The organism is Rhodococcus wratislaviensis, from assembly GCF_041228765.1.
Classification (GTDB): Bacteria; Actinomycetota; Actinomycetes; order Mycobacteriales; family Mycobacteriaceae; genus Rhodococcus_F; species Rhodococcus_F wratislaviensis.
This window is the reverse complement of sequence record NZ_CP150488.1, coordinates 5,782,974-5,798,643: the sequence shown is the minus strand read 5'-3', so window position 1 is coordinate 5,798,643 and position 15,670 is coordinate 5,782,974. Positions and strand designations below refer to the sequence as shown.

At 69.9% G+C, this 15,670-nt stretch carries 14 protein-coding genes; 9 read left to right on the top strand and 5 right to left on the bottom strand.

The window, feature by feature from the left end; genetic code table 11:
* Positions 1–191 precede the first annotated feature (191 nt).
* Complete coding sequence (gene miaB, locus WKC72_RS26770) at positions 192–1,709, top strand: tRNA (N6-isopentenyl adenosine(37)-C2)-methylthiotransferase MiaB (RefSeq protein WP_037232509.1); 1,518 nt, start codon at positions 192–194, stop codon at positions 1,707–1,709.
* Entirely contained in the window at positions 1,706–2,326 is a 621-nt protein-coding gene (locus tag WKC72_RS26765) for a hypothetical protein (protein ID WP_037232506.1), read from the top strand. Before miaB ends, WKC72_RS26765 begins: the two co-directional genes overlap by 4 nt.
* Before the next feature lie 6 nt (positions 2,327–2,332).
* Here the strand turns inward: WKC72_RS26765 and WKC72_RS26760 are convergent, their stop codons facing one another.
* Complete coding sequence (locus tag WKC72_RS26760) at positions 2,333–3,718, bottom strand: DUF349 domain-containing protein (RefSeq protein ID WP_037232503.1); 1,386 nt, start codon at positions 3,716–3,718, stop codon at positions 2,333–2,335.
* A gap of 203 nt (positions 3,719–3,921) precedes the next feature.
* Between WKC72_RS26760 and WKC72_RS26755 the strand changes: the two genes are divergently transcribed.
* The 7 genes from WKC72_RS26755 to WKC72_RS26725 all read left to right on the top strand — a co-directional run bounded on the left by WKC72_RS26755 (position 3,922) and on the right by WKC72_RS26725 (position 11,377).
* Positions 3,922–4,638: a class III extradiol dioxygenase subunit B-like domain-containing protein gene (locus WKC72_RS26755; protein ID WP_037232501.1), complete on the top strand. Its 717-nt coding sequence runs from the start codon at positions 3,922–3,924 to the stop codon at positions 4,636–4,638.
* A complete protein-coding gene (gene miaA / locus WKC72_RS26750; protein ID WP_370180353.1) occupies positions 4,635–5,564 on the top strand; it encodes a tRNA (adenosine(37)-N6)-dimethylallyltransferase MiaA in 930 nt (309 codons plus the stop codon). Before WKC72_RS26755 ends, miaA begins: the two co-directional genes overlap by 4 nt.
* The gene (locus WKC72_RS26745; RefSeq protein WP_037232488.1) at positions 5,561–6,409 is read left to right on the top strand and encodes an RNA methyltransferase; all 849 of its coding nucleotides are present in this window, start codon (positions 5,561–5,563) and stop codon (positions 6,407–6,409) included. Before miaA ends, WKC72_RS26745 begins: the two co-directional genes overlap by 4 nt.
* Before the next feature lie 85 nt (positions 6,410–6,494).
* The gene (gene dapF / locus WKC72_RS26740) at positions 6,495–7,364 is read left to right on the top strand and encodes a diaminopimelate epimerase (RefSeq protein ID WP_370180350.1); all 870 of its coding nucleotides are present in this window, start codon (positions 6,495–6,497) and stop codon (positions 7,362–7,364) included.
* Between the two features lie 58 nt (positions 7,365–7,422).
* Positions 7,423–8,877, top strand: a complete 1,455-nt coding sequence (gene hflX / locus WKC72_RS26735; protein ID WP_037232486.1) for a GTPase HflX — start codon at positions 7,423–7,425, stop codon at positions 8,875–8,877.
* Positions 8,870–9,985: a hypothetical protein gene (locus WKC72_RS26730; protein WP_370180347.1), complete on the top strand. Its 1,116-nt coding sequence runs from the start codon at positions 8,870–8,872 to the stop codon at positions 9,983–9,985. Before hflX ends, WKC72_RS26730 begins: the two co-directional genes overlap by 8 nt.
* Positions 9,986–10,054: 69 nt before the next feature.
* A complete protein-coding gene (locus WKC72_RS26725; protein ID WP_370180345.1) occupies positions 10,055–11,377 on the top strand; it encodes an alpha/beta hydrolase in 1,323 nt (440 codons plus the stop codon).
* A gap of 15 nt (positions 11,378–11,392) precedes the next feature.
* On the opposite strand, the gene WKC72_RS26720 is transcribed toward WKC72_RS26725, so the two are convergent.
* Genes WKC72_RS26720 through WKC72_RS26705 form a run of 4 tightly spaced genes read right to left on the bottom strand, consistent with a single transcriptional unit; the run spans position 11,393 to position 15,556 of the window.
* Positions 11,393–11,650, bottom strand: coding sequence for an HPr family phosphocarrier protein (locus WKC72_RS26720; protein WP_005261132.1), 258 nt, complete (start codon positions 11,648–11,650; stop codon positions 11,393–11,395).
* A 57-nt stretch (positions 11,651–11,707) separates the two neighbouring features.
* Positions 11,708–13,795: a fructose-specific PTS transporter subunit EIIC gene (locus tag WKC72_RS26715; RefSeq protein ID WP_128638882.1), complete on the bottom strand. Its 2,088-nt coding sequence runs from the start codon at positions 13,793–13,795 to the stop codon at positions 11,708–11,710.
* A 16-nt stretch (positions 13,796–13,811) separates the two neighbouring features.
* Positions 13,812–14,792: a 1-phosphofructokinase gene (pfkB, locus tag WKC72_RS26710; RefSeq protein WP_037232473.1), complete on the bottom strand. Its 981-nt coding sequence runs from the start codon at positions 14,790–14,792 to the stop codon at positions 13,812–13,814.
* On the bottom strand, positions 14,789–15,556 hold the full coding sequence (locus WKC72_RS26705; RefSeq protein WP_005261129.1) for a DeoR/GlpR family DNA-binding transcription regulator: 768 nt from the start codon (positions 15,554–15,556) through the stop codon (positions 14,789–14,791). The genes pfkB and WKC72_RS26705 overlap by 4 nt, the downstream gene beginning before the upstream one ends.
* Between the last annotated feature and the right edge of the window lie 114 nt (positions 15,557–15,670).

Below are 15,670 nucleotides of genomic sequence, written 5' to 3'. Positions count from 1 at the left end.
GAGGGTGTCGGCGTCGCGTCGTCGGCTTGCGTCATAGTCGATGACCCTATGTGTTCGGAGCGGGAGCACCTGCCATTTGCTCCGAGAATCCTCGGGATGTCACGGAAACTTTACTGTCCGGCTTCGGGCGTGTGTCCGGGCGCACACCGGCCGCGACGAGGCGATTTGGCGCGGGCCGTACCCTGGCATACGTGGACACGATCGACCAGACCCCTCACCGCAGCTACGAGGTGCGCACGTACGGCTGCCAGATGAACGTGCACGACTCCGAGCGGCTGTCGGGGCTCCTCGAGGACGCCGGCTACACGAAGGCGGCCGCGGGGCAGGCACCCGACCTCGTCGTCTTCAACACCTGCGCGGTGCGGGAGAACGCCGACAACAAGTTGTACGGCAACCTGAGCCACCTCGCGCCTGCGAAGGAACAGAACCCCGACATGCAGATCGCGGTCGGCGGGTGCCTGGCGCAGAAGGACCGCGACGTCGTCGTGAAGAAGGCGCCGTGGGTGGACGTCGTGTTCGGCACCCACAACATCGGTTCACTCCCCGCGTTGCTGGACCGGGCCCGCCACAACCAGCGGGCCGAGGTCGAGATCCTCGACGCGCTGGAGGCGTTCCCGTCGACGCTGCCCGCCAAGCGGGAGTCAGCGTACGCGGGCTGGGTGTCCATCTCGGTGGGATGCAACAACACCTGCACGTTCTGCATCGTGCCCGCGCTGCGCGGCAAGGAGGTCGACCGGCGCCCCGGCGACATCCTGGCCGAGGTGCAGGCCCTGGTGAACGAGGGCGTCGTCGAGGTCACCCTGCTCGGGCAGAACGTCAACGCGTACGGCGTGTCCTTCGCGGATCCGGACCAGCCCCGCGACCGCGGCGCGTTCGCCGCGCTGCTGCGCGCATGCGGAGAGATCGACGGGCTCGAGCGGGTGCGCTTCACGTCTCCGCACCCGGCCGAATTCACCGACGACGTCATCGAGGCGATGGCCGAGACCCCCAACGTGTGTCCCCAGCTGCACATGCCGCTGCAGTCCGGCTCGGACCGCGTGCTGAAGGCGATGCGCCGCTCCTACCGGAAGTCGCGATTCCTGGGGATCATCGACAAGGTCCGCACCGCGATGCCGCACGCAGCGATCACCACCGACATCATCGTGGGATTCCCGGGTGAGACCGAGGAAGATTTCCAGGACACGCTCGATGTCGTCCGGCAGGCGCGCTTCACCAGCGCCTACACCTTCCAGTACTCCAAGCGGCCCGGCACCCCGGCAGCGGAGATGGACGAGCAGCTGCCCAAGGCGGTCGTCCAGGAACGGTACGAACGTCTCATCGCGTTGCAGGAACAGATCACCCTCGAGGAGAACCAGAAGCTCGTGGGCGCCGAGGTGGAACTTCTCGTCGCCGCCGGGGAGGGTCGCAAGAACGCGGAGACCGCCCGGATGAGCGGGCGCGCCCGCGACGGCCGGCTCGTCCACTTCCGGCCCGAGGGCAACCTCGACGGGAACGTCCGGCCCGGCGACGTCGTCACCGTCGTCGTCAGTGCCGCCGCCCCCCACCATCTCGTTGCCGACACCCCGGTCCTGACCCACCGCCGCACCCGTGCGGGCGACTCCTTCGAGAAGGGCGTGACCCCGAAGACCCCGCCGATCGGTGTGGGACTCGGACTTCCGCAGATCGGTGCGCCCGCACCACTACCCGCCCAGATGGGATGCAACGCATGACCTCCCCGTTCGACGACAAGCGGCACGACGGAAACCACACTGGCGACAGCGGTTCGAGTGCCGGGAACGAGCCGATCGAGAGTTACCTGAAGGACTTCGACGCCGCCGAGAAGAAGGTGGCCGGCGAGATCGATCCCGGCGCGCGTGCGCTCGTCGTCGCGGTCGCGGTGGTCGTGCTCCTCGGCTCACTGACGTTGCCGCACTCCGGCATCGCCAACGGCTGGGAGGTGCTGGTGTACGGGGACGACGCCCGCGCGGAGACGATCGCGCTGCCGTCGCGGCTGTTCGTGTGGTTCGAGGTGGTGTTCGGGGTCGTCGTGTCGATGCTGGCGCTCGTCACCCGCCGCTGGGCCCTCGCCTGGGTCGCCCTCGCCGGGACCGCCGTGTCCATCGTGTTCGGCATGCTCGCCATCTGGTCGCGGCAGACACCGGCGCCCGGGGTCGAGGCGGCCGGCCCGGGGATCGGTCTGATCATCGGCTGGCTCACCGTCATCGTGCTCACGTTCCACTGGTTGAAGGTGGTCTGGAGCCGGACCGCCCTGCAGTTGGCCGCAGAAGAAGAACGCCGCGCCGCTGCCGCCGAAGCGGAGCGACGCGGCGACTGGAACGTCGGCTGATCGTGCCTACGGGCCGCTGACGGCGCCCTCGGCCGCCTCGGCCCATTCGCGCCACTGCTGGGCCTGCGCGAGGGCGCTCTCGGCGTCCTTCGTCTTGCCCGCGGCGGTCGCCTTGGCGGCCTGCTCCTCGAACTGAGTGACCCGTTCCCGGAACTGCGCGGCCCGGGCGAGGGCCTCCGGGTCGGTGCGGCGCCATTCCTCGTCGGCGGCATCGCGGACACGCTTCTCGATTGCCCGCAGCTTGCCCTCGAGGTCGTGCATCCGCTCGCGGGGCACCTTGCCGATGGCGTCCCACTTCTCCTGCAGGTCGCGGAGTGCGGCCCTCGCCGCGTCGATGTCCTTGGCCGGATCGATGTGGCCGGCGTTCTTCAGCAGCTCTTCCTTGGCGACCGCGTTCTCCTCGAACTCGGCGTCGCGTTCGGAGGACGCGGCGTTGCGGGCGGCGAAGAACACGTCCTGAGCGCCCTTGAACCGCTTCCACAGGTTGTCGTCCGCTTCTCGCGGTGCGCGGCCCGCGGCCTTCCACTCGGCGAGCAGATCACGGAAAGCCCCGGCCGTGGGACCCCAGTCGGTGGAGTCGGACAGAGCCTCGGCCCGTTCGACGAGCTCTTCCTTCTTGGTCTTCGCGGCGGCGCGCTCGCGGTCGAGTTCGGCGAAATGGGCGCCGCGACGCCGGTTGAACGCCTCCCGCGCCTTCGAGTAGCGCTTCCACAGGGCGTCGTCGACCTTCCGGTCGATACCGCGGATCGTCTTCCACTCGTCCAGAATCTCGCGCAACCGGTCGCCGGCGGCCTTCCACTGCGTGGATTCGGCACCGATCTGTTCCGCCTCCGCGGCCAGCGCTTCCTTGCGTTCGGTGTGAGCCTGCCGCGACAGTTCCTTCTCGTGCTTGGCGTGGGCCGCTGCCTCGTCGGATCCGGCGATGATGACGTCGAGCCGCGCCGCGAGTGAATCGATGTCACCGATCACCGCGGCGGTCGGGAGGGATTCGGCGAGCGCGAGCGCAGCCGCCTTGGTCTTCTTCGCGTCGCCCGCACCGGAACTGAGCCGGGCCTCGAGGAGTGCCACTTCCGTTGCCAGATCGTCGAAGCGCCGACCGAAGTGCGCCAGACCTTCCGCCGCGTCTCCGGCCTGCCACGACCCGATCTGCCGTTCGCCGTCCGCGGTCTTCACCCAGGCGGTGCCGTCGTCGTCCACGCGGCCGAACTTGCTCGGGTCACTGTGGGCGGGGGCGGCGACGGCGGGGGCGGAGAGGGCGTGTGTCGGGGTGGGGTGGGGCTTGGGTGCACCCGGTTTCGCGGCGGCACCGGGCTTCGGGACGCTGGACGTCGGTGTGTCGTGCTGCTGAGCGGCAGGCTCCACGGCGGGCTTCGCGTCGCTGCTGTCGGTCATCGGTTCCTCATCTCTGCCGCGCGTCACGGCTGCCTGAACGCAATACTGGCTCCATACGACCCGGGACGGGTGCTGGCTCCATTCAACCCGGTACGGGCCCTGTGGACTATTGAATCAGGTCGGACGGTCCGCGTTGGTACCGATTGACGGCAGCGTCCGAATCGGATGCCGGGTCCGCGCGGACGGTCGACTAGCGTGACTGTGTGTTCACCGCCGCAATCCTCGTGCCGTCCCCACCGCTACTGGTACCCGAACTGACCGGGGCGGCCGCTACGGAGACGGCGCCGTTGCGGGACGCGGTGCAGACGGCGGCGAAGGCGTTGTCCGCGCTCGCCACCGAGTGGGTCGCGGTCGGAGCGGCACCCGCCGCGGTGGACGTACGACCCGACGCCCAGGGCACCTATCGCGGCTACGGCGTCGACGTGCGGGTCACGCTGCGGCCCGGTCCGGCAGCCGATCCCGACCCGGACCTGCCGCTCGCGGCGCTGACGGCCGGGTGGATCCGAGGGACGTGCGCGCCGGATGCCGTCGTCGACGCGCGGATCCTCCCCGCCGACCTGTCTCCGGAGCAGTGCGCCGAGTACGGCGCGGAACTGCGTAGGCTTCTCGATCGGGACCCCGAGCCGCGCGGGCTGGTGATCGTCGCGGACGGCGCGAATACCCTCACGGCGAAGGCGCCGGGCGCGTTCGACCCGCGTGCGGAAGGCGTGCAGGCCGGGATCGACGCGGCGCTCGACACCGGCGACCGCGACGCGCTGCTGGCCCTCGAACCCACGGTGTGCGATTCCCTCGGCATCGGCGGGCGCGTCCCGTGGCAGGTGCTCGCAGGCGTGTTCGACGCGCCGCCCGCTTCCTGCCGGACGCTGTACAGCGCGGCACCGTACGGAGTCGGCTACCACGTGGGGGAGTGGCGACCGTGACGTCACCCGTGCCGATCGCCGTTGTCGGACCGACCGCGACTGGAAAATCGGATCTCGCACTGGACCTGGCCGAGCGTCTCGGCGGCGAGATCGTCAACATCGACGCGATGCAGCTGTACCGGGGCATGGACATCGGCACCGCCAAACTCGCCCCGGCGGACCGCCGTGGAATACCGCACCACCAGCTCGACGTGCTCGACGTGACGGAGACGGCCACCGTCGCGAACTATCAGCAGGCGGCGGTCCGCGATGTGGAGGCGATCACCGCACGCGGCGCCGTGCCGGTCATCGTCGGCGGATCGATGATGTACGTGCAGTCGCTGCTCGACGAGTGGAGCTTCCCCGCCACCGATGCGTCGGTGCGGGCGCGCTGGGAAGCGGTCCTCGCCGAGAAGGGCGTCGCCGCTGTCCACGCCGAACTCGGCCGGGTGGACCCCGACGCCGCGGCGTCGATCCTCCCCACCGACGGCAGGCGCCTGGTCCGTGCCCTCGAAGTCGTGGAGATCACCGGAAAGCCGTTCGCGGCGTCGGCCCCTCGCATCGGCGAACCGCGCTGGGGCACACGCATCGTCGGCGTCGACCGCGATACCGCCGAACTCGACGACCGGATCCGGCTCCGCACCCGGCTGATGTTCGAACGGGGACTCGTCGACGAGGTGCGCGGACTGATCGACGTTGGACTGCGCGAAGGCGTCACCGCTCCCCGGGCCATCGGCTACGCACAGGTCCTCGCCTGGCTCGACGGCGAATACGACCTCGACGAGGCGCAGGAACGCACATTCATCGGCACCCGGCGCTACGTGCGCAGGCAACGGTCGTGGTTCCGCCGCGACACCCGCATCCACTGGGTCGACGGAAGTGACCCCGACCTCGCGGACACCACGATCCGCACCCTCGGCGAGACCCGAACACTGGGAGAACGATGAGCCGCGCACCATCCGGACGCAACCGTCCGGCCCCGTCCCTGCTGGTGACCGCCCGCAACGCCCGCTTCCAGCAGTGGCAGTCGTACCTCACCAACCGCGCCAAACGAACGAAAGCGGGACGCTTTCTGATTCAGGGTGTCCGTCCCCTCAACCTGGCGCTGGAACACGACTGGCCGATCGAATCGCTGCTGCACCGCATCGACGGCCCGCCGCTGTCCGACTGGGCGCGGGAACTGCTCGAGACCCGGTCCGTCGAACAGATCGGGGTCAGTGCCGAACTGATGGCCGAACTGGGTGAGAAGACCACCACCGCGCCGGAACTGATCGCCGTCGCGAAGACACGAACCCCGCGACTGAAGGACCTGCGACTGCAGTCCGTCCCCCTGATCGTCGTGTTCGATCGGCCCGCCTCACCCGGAAACCTGGGCACCCTCGTGCGTTCCGCCAACGCGTTCGGCGCCGACGCGGTCGTCGTGGTCGGCCACGGCGCCGACCCGTTCGACCCCCGGAGCGTCCGCGCCTCCACCGGATCCCTCTTCGCGATGCCCGTCGTCACGGTCTCGTCCGTCGACGAGATCCTCGCCTTCCGCGACGCCCGGCGTGCGTCCGGAACCGACCTGCACATCGTCGGCACCGACGAGACCGGCTCCGTGACCATCGACGCCCACGACTTCGGCGGCGGCACGGTGCTCGTGATCGGCAACGAGACCCGCGGGATGAGCGCTGCGTGGCGCGACGCCTGCGACACGGTGGTCAACATTCCGATCGGAGGCGCCGCGAGTTCCCTCGGCGCCCCCTCCGCCGGCGCCGTCGCCCTGTACGAAATCGCCCGGCAGCGTCGATGAACCGCACCGCGGCAGCGTCGATGAACCGCACCGCGGCAGCGTCGACGAACCCGCACCCGCTCGACCGTTGGTTAGAGTGGTGCGCATGGATTTCAGCAAGGGACACGGCACCGAGAACGACTTCGTGGTCCTCCCGGATCCCGACGTCCGCATCGACCTGTCGGCCCCGCGGGTGGCGGCGCTGTGCGATCGCAGGCGCGGGCTCGGCGCCGACGGAATCCTGCGCGTCGCGAAGGCCGGTGCGCTGGCCGGCGCCGGTGTGCTCGCCGAACTCCCCGACGGCACGTCCGAGGACGACTGGTTCATGGATTACCGCAACGCCGACGGCTCGATCGCGGAGATGTGCGGCAACGGCGTCCGCGTCTTCGCCCACTACCTCCGGGCGGCGGGGTTCGAGACGCGCGACGAGTTCGTCGTCGGCAGCCGGGCCGGCGGCAAACCGGTGATCGTGCACTCGGCGGACGGCGCCTTCGGCGAGGTCACCGTCGACATGGGGGTGGTGCGGGATCTGGGAACCAGCGCCGCGACCATCGACGGCAAGGTGTTCAACGGGATCGGCATCGACGTCGGCAACCCGCACCTGGCGTGTGTCGATGCGCACCTCACGGCGGCGTCCCTGTCGGCCCTCGACCTGACGGCCGCACCCGGGTTCGATCCCGGCTTCTTCCCGCACGGTGTCAACGTGGAGATCCTCACCCGCATCGAATCCGGCGCCGTGGACATGCGGGTGCACGAGCGCGGGGTGGGCGAGACCCGGTCGTGCGGCACCGGCACGGTGGCCGCGGCCACCGCCGCGCTGCGCTTCGACGGGGCCGACTCCGGTGAGGTGAATGTCCGTATTCCCGGTGGTCAGGTCACTGTTGCGGTGTCCGACGGCCGCGCGACGTTGCGCGGACCGTCCGTCCTGGTGGCGTCCGGGAACCTCGACGACGGCTGGTGGAACGGCCTCGGCTGATCGCCCTGCGCGAAATGCACGTGCACGCCCTCGACATTCCGTGGGATCATGAGGGTGTATGACGAAAACACATCGCACAGAAGAATCGCCGATCTCCGACTCCACTGAGTTCGCCTACGACGACGGGCGCCCTTCGGTCGGCGAGATGCAACTCGAGGACCGCAGCGCGCTGCGCCGCGTTGCCGGGCTCTCCACCGAGCTCACAGACGTCACCGAGGTCGAATACCGGCAGCTGCGCCTCGAACGCGTGGTGCTCGTCGGTGTCTGGACGCAGGGAACCGCGGCGCAGGCCGAATCCAGCATGGCCGAGCTCGCGGCTCTGGCCGAGACCGCCGGGTCCGAGGTCCTCGAGGGCCTCGTCCAGCGGCGGGACAAACCCGACGCGGCCACCTACATCGGTTCCGGTAAAGCCGAGGAACTCCGTGAGGTCGTCCTCTCGACCGGCGCCGACACCGTCATCTGCGACGGTGAGCTCACTCCCGCGCAGCTGACCGCGCTGGAGAAGGTCGTCAAGGTCAAGGTCATCGACCGGACGGCCCTCATCCTCGACATCTTCGCTCAGCATGCGACGTCCAGGGAGGGCAAGGCGCAGGTGGCGCTGGCCCAGATGGAATACATGCTGCCGCGACTGCGTGGCTGGGGTGAATCGATGTCCCGGCAGGCGGGTGGTCGCGCCGGCAGCAACGGCGGTGTGGGTCTGCGTGGTCCCGGTGAGACCAAGATCGAGACGGACCGCCGGCGAATCCGTGAGCGGATGGCGAAGCTGCGGCGTGAGATCAAAGGCATGAAGGCCGCCCGCGACACCAAACGCACCAGGCGTCTGCGCAGCGAGACGCCGTCCATCGCGATCGTCGGCTACACCAACGCCGGCAAGTCGAGCCTGCTCAACGCGCTGACCGGGTCCGGGGTGCTGGTGCAGAACGCCCTGTTCGCCACCCTCGATCCCACCACTCGGCGGGCGGCGCTGGACGACGGCCGCGAGTACGTCCTCACCGACACCGTCGGGTTCGTGCGTCACCTGCCGACCCAGCTGATCGAGGCGTTCCGCTCGACGCTCGAGGAAGTCACGGACGCGGATCTGCTGCTCCACGTCGTCGACGGCTCCGACCCGCTGCCCACGGATCAGATCAGGGCAGTCCACGAGGTGATCACCGAGGTGATCCGGGAGAACGACGCCGCGGCGCCGCCGGAGCTCATCGTGGTGAACAAGATCGACGCGGCCGACCCGGTCACGCTGACCCAGCTGCGCGGCCTGCTGCCCGGTGCGGCGTTCGTCTCCGCCCGGACCGGAGAAGGCATCGCCGAGTTGCGAGCGCATCTCAGCGACGTACTGATCCGCCCGGAGATCGAGGTCAGCGTGCTCCTCCCGTACAACAGGGGAGATCTGATGGCCCGGATCCACTCGGACGGTCAGATCCTCGATTCCTCCCACGAGGAGGACGGCACGCGTGTTCATGCGCGGGTGCCCGAAGCGCTGGCGTCGGCACTGGTTCAGTACAGCGGCAGTGCCTGACCGCTCACGGTGGTCGGCCCGTGTCGCGGTCGGAGTCCTCGCTGCGTGCACACCGCTCGCCGTGGCGGGGGTCGGATCCGCCGAGCCGTTCTTCCGCGATCAGACCGCCGTCGACGCGTCGGAGTTCGGTCCGCTCTGCACTCCCGACGATTCGGCGGTCGGCACCCCGGACGAGGCCTCCCTCGAAGAGCTGTCGGGGCTCGCATCGGCTGCGGGACTGCTCTACGCGGTCGGTGACAGCGGGTCCGATCGTGCGGTCGCGGTGATGGACGGGAACTGCGCCGTGCAGCGGTGGCTACCGCTGCCGGTCGATCCGTACGACGTCGAGGACCTGGCGTCCGGTCCCGACGGCCGGCTGTGGCTCGCCGACACCGGGGACAACGGACGCCGACGCGATACGGTGGCGCTGATCGCGATGGACCGCGACACGGGCGCGGGAGAACTGCATCGGCTGACGTATCCGGACGGCCCGCACGACGCCGAGACCGTTCTCGTCCAGCGCGACGGCACCCCGCTGATCGTCACGAAGGAAGTGTTCGGGGCGGGCAACGTGTACCGGCCTGCGGGGGGTGCCGCTGTGGGTGATCTCGCGAGCCCCGGGCCGACCCCGCTCGAGAAGGTGGGCACGCTGGACGTCGCGGAGACGAACGGCGCCGACGACGCCACCACCGGGAGCGGCACCACGGCCCCGGCACTGCATTCGACGATGTTCACGGGCGGCGCCGTCTCCGGCGACGGAACCGTGGCCGCCGTCCGCAGCTACTCCGACGTGTTCCTGTTCTCGGCACCGGACGGCGACCTGGCCGCGGCGTTCGCCGCGGGGCCCGTGGTGCGCGCGCACGTGCCGCAGCAGCCACAGGGGGAGTCGATCGCGTTCACCGAGAACGGCGACCTGTTGATCGCCTCCGAGGCGCGGGAGGGGCCCGTTCCGCCGATTCAGATGCTGCCCGGGGCGGTGTCGAGGGTGCAGGAGCAGGCCCGCGCGCAGACCGTCGGGGACGAGGCGTCGGCGCAGTCGCCGGGAACGCTGTGGGGAATCGGCATCGCCGGCGGTGCGGTCGTGCTCGTGGTCGGCGCGGGCTTCCTGGTCCGCCGCCGTGCCCGATAGGTCTGTTTTGCGAGAAATGTTGTGGGCCTGATTCTTTCGGTGCGCGACCTCGTGTGAATACTGGGCGGTGTGCAGGCCCACGAGTTGTTGTCGCATATTGCCCATCTGTCGCTGGCGCACGGTCGCGCCCGGGCGGCATCGACCGTCGCCGCGGTGGCGGGCATCGTCGTGATCCTCGCGCTGTCGCGTGCCGCCCGGCCGCCCATCCTCCGCGCCGCCGCGGTCGCGGTGCCCGTGACCGCAGCGGTCGGGGGTGCCGTGTGGGCGGCGTACCGGCCGCTTCCCAATCAGTTACCGCCGACGGGATACGCGTGGATCTGGCTCGCGGTCGGCACCCTAGTACTCGTCGCGTCGCTCCTGTTCCGGAGGCCCGGAGCCCGGCGCGCCTGGGTGATGGGTGTGGCGGGCGTAGTCGTGGCGGCCGCGGCGGCGGGGCAGGTCAATGCAGAGGTCGGCGTGTATCCGACCGTCGGGTCGCTGGTGGGACACCGCCCGCCGACGGTCGTCGAGCCGGTGTCGTTCGGTGACGTCCCCGGGTTCGAAAGCGCCGTGCAATCCGGGACCCCGATGGACTCGGTGTGGACCCGCCCGGTGCGCACACCCGGCTCCGGTGTGGTGACGGAGGTGCAGATCCCGGGCACCGAATCCGGATTCCCGGCCCGCCCGGCCGTGCTGTATCTGCCGCCGGCGTACCTGACGTCACCCCGGGCGGTGCTCCCCGTCATGGTGATGATCGCGGGACAGCCGGGGCGCCCCCAGGACTGGTTCAGCAGCGGACGACTGGGGTCCACGGTGGATGCGTATGCGGCGCGGCACGACGGCCTCGCGCCGGTCGTCGTGGTGGTCGACGCACTGGGGTCGCAGGACGCGAATCCGCTGTGCCTCGATTCGGCGCTGGGCAACGCCGCCACCTACGTGGCCCACGACGTCCCCGCGTGGATCGAGAAGTCCCTGCAGGTGTCGCACGATCCGGCGCAGTGGGCGATCGGCGGATTCTCCTACGGGGGAACCTGTTCGATCCAGCTGGCCGTGAACTATCCGCGGATCTACCCGACGTTTCTCGACTTCCTCGGTCAGGACGAGCCCTCACTGGGCGATCACGCGGGGACGGTCGCGGCGACGTTCGCAGGCGACGAGCATGCGTTCGCGGCGGTCAACCCGGTCGATGTGATGAGGACACGGCAGTTCCCGGAATTGACCGGGGTGTTCGTCGCCGGGGCCGCGGACGACGAATACCGCCCGCAGCAGCAGCGGATGTTCGCTGCCGCGCGGGCGGCCGGTCTGAACGTGCGGTACTACGAGCTCCCCGGTGGCCACGAGGGCGCCACCTGGGGTGCGGCGCTCGAACGGGAGATGGACTGGACCGGCCGTCGGCTGGGTCTCACCAGCTGACGGGCCGGATAGCGGTCAGGCGTCGAGGTCGGCCGCCACCAGCTGGGCCACCTTCTCGACGGCGTCGGCGTCGTCGCTGGTGACCGTGACGTCGGTGCCCTTGGTGGCGCCGAGCGTCATGATGAGCAGTGCGGAACCGGCGTCCACGGGTTCGCCGTCCGCCACGGCGAGGGTGACGGGCACACCGGCGGCGGCAACCGCTTCGGCGATGACGGCGGCGGGACGGGCGTGCAGGCCGATGGACGAACCGACGGCGACTGTGGTGCTGGGCATGGACTCTCTCCTCTGTCGGTGGGGTTGATGCGGGACGAGCGGGTCGATCTGTTTCTCTTACGCTGCGACTGTCGCAACGTCGGGGTCGAGTTCGGCGTCGGACGCGCCGGGTTTGATGAATTCTTTGGCGCCGACGACGCAGAGTGCGGCGACGACGACACCGGCGGCCAGCGCCACCAGGAACCACAGCAGGTTGCCGATGGCGAAGAAGACGAAGATTCCGCCGTGCGGTGCGCTGAGGGTGACGTCGAACGCCATGATCAGGGCGCCGGTGACGGCGCCGCCGGCCATCATCGAGGGAATGACGCGCAGCGGGTCGGCGGCGGCGAACGGAATGGCACCTTCGGAGATGAACGCCGAGCCGAGGAGCCAGGCCGCCTTGCCGTTCTCGCGTTCCGCCTCGCTGAACAGGCTGGGACGCAGGACGGTCGACGCGAGAGCCATCGCCAGCGGCGGGACCATGCCCGCGGCCATCACGGCCGCCATGATGCGCAGCGAGGCGGGATCGTTGACGTTGAGGCCGGCCACCGCGAACGCGTATGCCGCCTTGTTCACCGGGCCACCGAGGTCGAAGCACATCATCAGACCGAGGATGATGCCGAGGAAGATGACGGAGCTGCCGGACAGACCGTTGAGCCAGTTCGTCAGGCCCGACGTGATCGAGGCGAGCGGACGGCCCAGGACCAGGAACATGAGTGCGCCGACGATCAGAGTCGCGAACAGCGGGATGATCACCACCGGCATCAGGCCGCGCAACCACTGGGGAACCGGGATCCGGCTGATCCACAGCGCGACCACGCCGGCGATCAGACCACCGACGAGGCCTCCGATGAATCCGGCGCCGACGAAGACAGCCACGGCGCCCGCGGTGAAGCCCGGTGCCAGACCGGGCCGGTCGGCGATGGCGAAGGCGATGTAACCGGCCAGAGCGGGTACGAGGAAGCTGAACGCCAGCGAACCCAGTTGGAACAGCACCGCGCCCAGGTACGTCGCCAGGCCACCCTCGGGGAGTTGGCCGAGGGAGTTGCTGAGGACGATGTCCTCCGCGGGACCGGAGATCTCGTACCCGCCGAGTAGGAAGCCGAGGGCGATCAGCAGACCGCCGGCGGCGACGAACGGGATCATGTAACTGACACCGGTGAGCAGCACCTGGCGCAGGTGGGTGCCCCAGCCGACCGATCCGGCCGGTTCGTCGGGGGCGCCGGCCGCGCTGGTGCCGTCCACGGTCGCCGCGGACGGGTTCATGCCCGCGCGCAGTGCCTCGGTGATCATGGTGTCGGGCTCGTTGATGGCGCGTTTGACGCCCGACGCCACCACCGGCTTGCCTGCGAAGCGTTCCTTGCCCTTCACCCCGACATCGGTGGCGAAGATGACGGCGGACGCGCCCGCGATCACGCCGGCTGCCAGCGGCGTGCTTCCGCTCGAACCCTGCGTCTCCACGTGGACGACGACGCCTGCGCGTTCGCCTGCGGCGACGAGGGAGTCGGCGGCCATGTATGTGTGGGCGATGCCGGTCGGGCAGGCGGTGACCGCGACGATGTGCTTCGGTCCCTCTTCGGGCTCGGGTTCCTTTTCCGGGGCGACCGGTTCGGGAGCCTCAGCCGGAGCCGGGGCCGCCGCGGCCGCCGCGGGTGCTGCAGCGGCCGCCGCGGCGGGTGCCGGTGCGGGTGCCAGGACGTCGTTCACCAGGGTGACGATCTCGGCGGGGGTCTTCGCGTCACGCAGGGCCCCGACGAAGGCGGGGCGCACCAGCGCCCGCGCGAGCGAGGAGAGCAGCTTCATGTGTTCCGCGCCGGCACCTTCGGGTGCGGCGATGAGGAACACCAGATCTGCGGGTCCGTCGGGGGCGCCGAAATCGACCTTCGGGTCGAGCCGCGCGAATCCGAGGGACGCCGCCACAACGGCTTCGGAACGGCAGTGGGGGATCGCGATCCCACCGGGAAGTCCTGTCGCCGATTGTGATTCACGCGCCAGCGCGGCGTCACGGAGGCCGTCCGCCTCGGTGGCGCGACCGGCGTCGGCCAGACGCCGGGAGAGCGCGGAGATCACGTCCTCCTTTGAGGCTCCGAGGTCGGTGTCCAGGGAGATCAGATCTTCGCTGATGATCTGCGGCCCCGAATCGCGGTCGGGTGTCGAGTGAGACATGGTGTTTCCTTCTGGTTCAGGCCGGATCGGGGGCGGGGGAGCTGAGGGCGGTGACAGTGACGGCGTCGATGTCGACGTGGTCGGGGGTCGGCAGGGTGGTGCCGGGAAGGGCTGCCGCCGCGCTGCCGTAGGCGACGGCGGATCGGAGGCAGTCCGCGGGCGTGGCACCGGACATGTGCGCTGCCAGGTAGCCCGCCAGCGACGAGTCGCCGGCGCCGACGGTGCTGCGGGCGACGATGGGTGGTGGCGTGGCCCACCAGGCGCCGGCCTCCGTCACGAGAACCGCACCCGCGGCGCCGAGCGTGGCGAGGACGGCTTCGACACCGCGGTCCACGAGTTGCCTGCCGGCATGGGCGGTGGCCGTCGGGTCCCCGCGCAGCGCGGACTCCTCGAGTAACTGCCCGTCGGCGCCGGTGAGCTGCGCGAGTTCCTCGCTGTTCGGTTTCACGAGGTCGGGGGCGGCCGCGGGGAACCGTTCCGCGAGCGCGAGCAGCGGGGCGTCCGACGTGTCGACGGCGACCCTGCACGACGCGGAGCGGAGTGCCTCGACGAGGGTGGCGTACCAGTCGGTGGGAATGCCCGGGGGTAGGGAACCGGACAGCACCACCCACTCGGCCCGGGACCCGCGTTCGATGATCTCCGATTGGAGATCGGCGAGGGACTCGGCCGACATGACGACACCGGGTTCGTTGACCTTGGTGGTGGTGCCGTCGGGTTCGGTGATGGTGATGTTGGTGCGCGCCGGACCGGACGTCGCCACGGTCACGTGCTCGATCCCGTGCTCGGAGAGTGCGGTGAGCAGGGGGTCGCCCTCGTTGCCCGGGAGCACCGCGACTGCGGCGACACCGGCCGAGGTGAGCGCGCGGGCGACGTTGACGCCCTTGCCTCCGGGGTCGCTGTGGGTGGCGGCGGCGCGAAGGACGGTTCCGCGTTCGAGGCGCCCCACCAGGTTGACGGTGCGGTCGATGCTCGGATTGGCGGTCAGCGTGACGATCATGCGATCACCACCTCGATTCCCTGGTCGTGGAAGTGGGCTCGGTCTGCGGAACTGATGTCGGCGTCGGTGACGAGGATGTCGACGCTGTGGATGGGGGCGAAGCTCACGAGGTGCTCCCGGCCGACCTTCGACGAGTCGGCGACCACGACGACGTGGTTGGCGCACCGGACCATCGCGCGCTTGACGGCGGCCTCCTCGGTGTCCGGTGTGGACAGGCCGTGGCCGACGCTGAGCGCGTTGGTGCCGATGAACGCGACGTCGACTCGGAGGACGTCGAGGATGCGCAGCGCCTCCTCGCCGACGGCGGCCTGCGTGATGCCGCGCACCCGGCCGCCCAGCATGTGGAGAGTCACCGAATTGAGTCCCGCGAGCCGGGCTGCGATCGGGACGGAGTTGGTGATCACGGTGAGGTCCAGGTCGGACGGGAGTTCCGGGATGATGCGCCCCGTCGTGGTTCCCGCGTCGAACAGCACGCTGCCTCCGGACGGCGGCAGGTAGGCGGCGGCGCGCTTGGCGATCCGGTCCTTCTGCTCGGCGCGGGTGTGATCGCGTTCCGTCATGCCGGGCTCGGTGACGGTGAGGGAACCCGCAGGGACCGCGCCGCCGTGCACGCGGCGGACGTGGCCGAGACGCTCGAGCAGCGCCAGGTCACGTCGCACGGTTTCGGTGGTGACGCCGAACGTGTCGGAGAGGTCCGCCACCGACATGCGACCCCGCTGCGAGATCAGCGTGGTGACCGCTTGCTGGCGTTCTTCCGGATACACCGTGACCCCGTTCCTGTTCTCGTCGATGAAGTGTTCGGTGACGTGATCCGTTATGGTCTGCATCACACGAAATGTTGTGTCATGTTGTTTTACGCCCGAGTGTGTTGACATGTC

Bases quoted from the DNA above. Each gene is read 5' to 3' on its own strand.
- WKC72_RS26715 (WP_128638882.1), bottom strand. From the start codon at position 13,795: ATGTCTCACTCGACACCCGACCGCGATTCGGGGCCGCAGATCATCAGC.
- pfkB (WP_037232473.1), bottom strand. From the start codon at position 14,792: ATGATCGTCACGCTGACCGCCAATCCGAGCATCGACCGCACCGTCAAC.
- WKC72_RS26765 (WP_037232506.1), top strand. From the start codon at position 1,706: ATGACCTCCCCGTTCGACGACAAGCGGCACGACGGAAACCACACTGGC.
- hflX (WP_037232486.1), top strand. From the start codon at position 7,423: ATGACGAAAACACATCGCACAGAAGAATCGCCGATCTCCGACTCCACT.
- dapF (WP_370180350.1), top strand. From the start codon at position 6,495: ATGGATTTCAGCAAGGGACACGGCACCGAGAACGACTTCGTGGTCCTC.
- WKC72_RS26720 (WP_005261132.1), bottom strand. From the start codon at position 11,650: ATGCCCAGCACCACAGTCGCCGTCGGTTCGTCCATCGGCCTGCACGCC.
- WKC72_RS26760 (WP_037232503.1), bottom strand. From the start codon at position 3,718: ATGACCGACAGCAGCGACGCGAAGCCCGCCGTGGAGCCTGCCGCTCAG.
- WKC72_RS26745 (WP_037232488.1), top strand. From the start codon at position 5,561: ATGAGCCGCGCACCATCCGGACGCAACCGTCCGGCCCCGTCCCTGCTG.